The 2,232-nt window shown below is 73.0% G+C and carries 3 protein-coding genes; 1 reads left to right on the top strand and 2 read right to left on the bottom strand.

What is annotated here, in order from left to right:
- Window positions 1-114 precede the first annotated feature (114 nt).
- Together H5J30_RS28390 and H5J30_RS28395 are read right to left on the bottom strand one after the other, a co-directional pair.
- Complete coding sequence (locus tag H5J30_RS28390) at window positions 115-312, bottom strand: hypothetical protein (RefSeq protein WP_181790144.1); 198 nt, start codon at window positions 310-312, stop codon at window positions 115-117.
- Between the two features lie 93 nt (window positions 313-405).
- On the bottom strand, window positions 406-1,227 hold the full coding sequence (locus H5J30_RS28395; RefSeq protein WP_181790145.1) for an SOS response-associated peptidase: 822 nt from the start codon (window positions 1,225-1,227) through the stop codon (window positions 406-408).
- Window positions 1,228-1,309: 82 nt separating this feature from the next.
- On the opposite strand from H5J30_RS28395, the gene H5J30_RS28400 reads away from it, so the two are divergent.
- Entirely contained in the window at window positions 1,310-2,023 is a 714-nt protein-coding gene (locus tag H5J30_RS28400) for a M50 family metallopeptidase (RefSeq protein ID WP_181790146.1), read from the top strand.
- Window positions 2,024-2,232: the final 209 nt, after the last annotated feature.

A 2,232-nucleotide genomic window follows, 5' to 3' on the forward strand; every position in this document is an offset into this window, starting at 1 on the left:
CGGTGCCAGGTGATGCGGGCGTCCCCCGGCGGGGTGGCGACGGTCTCGGTGGTGGGCTTCACGCGCCTCAATCTAGGCGAGTCGTACGCGCCGCCGGCGGCCCCGCACCGGGGATCAGTCGCTCGCGGTTTCCCTCCTCCTCGCCCGGACGCGGAGGTACACGACGAGCACGACGACGACCACGACGACGATTCCGATCACGATGAGCGCCGTCGTGCCGCCCCCGCCGGAGCCGCCGGCGCCGCCACCGCGGAAGCCGCCGCCGCGGCCACCGCGCGCGAGTAAGTCGGGAAGGTGCTGAGTGGAGAACATGAGCGCGGAGTGTAAGGCCCGGATTCCGCGGGCCGCACCGCCGCGGAAATTCCCTACCGAATCACGCCAAGCCGGGCGTACGCCGATGAATCCCTAGAACAGCGTCTCCTCCTCCGGGGCCGCTATCTCCTCCACCAGCTCCGCACCGTTGTTCCGCACATCGCTCACCTGCGTCGACACCGGGAACGCCCGCAGCAGCCCCGCCGGCGGCGGGGTCAGCAGCTCGCGCAGCGCCTCCGGGTCCTTGTTGGCCGGGTCGAGCCAGGCGTCCCAGCGGTCCGGGGTGAGCATCAGCGGCATCCGCGGGTGGATCTCGGAGAGCGTGTGCGGCCCCGACTCCCCCGCCCGACCGCCCGCCAGCTCCGTGGTCTCCGCCTCCGTCGTCAGCACCGTGCACGTCACCCACCACGCGCGCGGGTCGTCGTCCGGCAGCGTCTTGTCCCGCCAGAACTCGAAGAGCCCGGCCATCGCGAAGACCGAGCCGTCGACCGGGGTGACGAAGTACGGCTGCTTGCGGGGCCGCTTCTTCTTGCCCTGCTCCTCAAGCTGCCGCTCGCCCTTGAACGTCAGCCACTCGAAGTAGCCGTCGGCGGGCAGCAGGCACCGCCGGGAGGCGAACGCGCGGCGGTAGGCCGGCTTCTCGTGCACGGTCTCCGCCCTGGCGTTGATCATCTTCACGCCAAGGTCCGGGTTCTTCGCCCAGGACGGCACGAGGCCCCAGCGCAGCGCCCGCAGCTGCCGCACCGGCCGGGGGTCGTCCGAGTCCCGCTCGGGGCGCTCCAGCACCGCGTACACGTTCTTGGTGGGCGCCACGTTGTAGTCGGGCGCGAGCGTCTCCTCCGCGTCCCACTTCTCCACCTCGAAGAGGCTGACGAGGTCCTCGGGTTTCCTGCTCGCCGCGTACCGTCCGCACATGGGTGACAAGACTGCCACGCCCCTCTGACAGCCCGCACACGCCTCCTTGGCTACCCTGCTCGTCCGAGCACCGGGAGGGCACATGGAAGGAACCAGCCTCGGCGAGCTGTGGGACCGCGTCGTCGGCACGCAGCCCGACCCCTCGGAGTGGCTGGTCGCGGTGACGGGGCTGGTGGCGCTCTGCGCCGTCATGACCTGGGGCATATGGCGGGTGGCGCGCAACGCCGTCACCATCGCGCACGAAGGCGGGCACGGCCTGGTCGCCGTGCTGACCGGGCGCCGCCTGGAGGGCATACGCCTGCACTCCGACACCTCCGGCCTGACCGTCAGCCGCGGCAGGCCCTCCGGCCTCGGCATGGTCCTCACCGCCGCCTCCGGCTATACCGCCCCGCCCCTGCTCGGCCTCGCCGGCGCCTGGCTGCTTGCCGACGGGCGCATCACGGCGGCGCTGTGGGGCGCGATCGCGCTGCTCGCGGCGATGCTCCTGATGATCAGGAACGCGTACGGGGTGGTGACCGTCGTCCTGACCGGGGCCGCCTTCTTCCTCGTCTCCTGGCTGACCGAGCCGGAGGTGCAGGCGGCGTTCGCGTACGCGGCCGTGTGGTTCCTGCTGCTCGGCGGGGTACGGCCGGTCTTCGAGCTGCAGCGCAAGCGGCGCCGCGGCGAGGCGCCGCAGTCGGACGCCGACCAGTTGGGGCGGCTGACGCACACCCCCGCCGGGCTCTGGGTGCTCCTGTTCTACGTCGTCGCGCTCTGCGCCCTCGCGGGCGGCGCCCGCTGGCTGCTCGACCTCTGATCCGCCCGGCACAGCCCCTGGGGCCCGCCGCGGCCCCCTTCGGCCCGCGCCGATCCGCGTCCCGCGCAGCCCCGGCTGTCCACAACCCGCCGGTTGTCCACAGGCCGGCGGCCGGACCCTGCGGCGGGCGGGCCCGCCCGCATAGGGTGAGTGCCATGACCGCTACGCAGAGCAGCCCCTGGCCCGCGCCGACCGCCTCGGGACCGGTG

Origin of the sequence: Streptomyces phytophilus, assembly GCF_013870535.1 — a bacterium.
Classification (GTDB): Bacteria; Actinomycetota; Actinomycetes; order Streptomycetales; family Streptomycetaceae; genus Streptomyces; species Streptomyces phytophilus.

Excerpts from the sequence above, each read along its gene's own strand:
- H5J30_RS28390 (WP_181790144.1), bottom strand. The coding sequence starts at position 312 with ATGTTCTCCACTCAGCACCTTCCCGACTTACTCGCGCGCGGTGGCCGC.
- H5J30_RS28395 (WP_181790145.1), bottom strand. The coding sequence starts at position 1,227 with ATGTGCGGACGGTACGCGGCGAGCAGGAAACCCGAGGACCTCGTCAGC.
- H5J30_RS28400 (WP_181790146.1), top strand. The coding sequence starts at position 1,310 with ATGGAAGGAACCAGCCTCGGCGAGCTGTGGGACCGCGTCGTCGGCACG.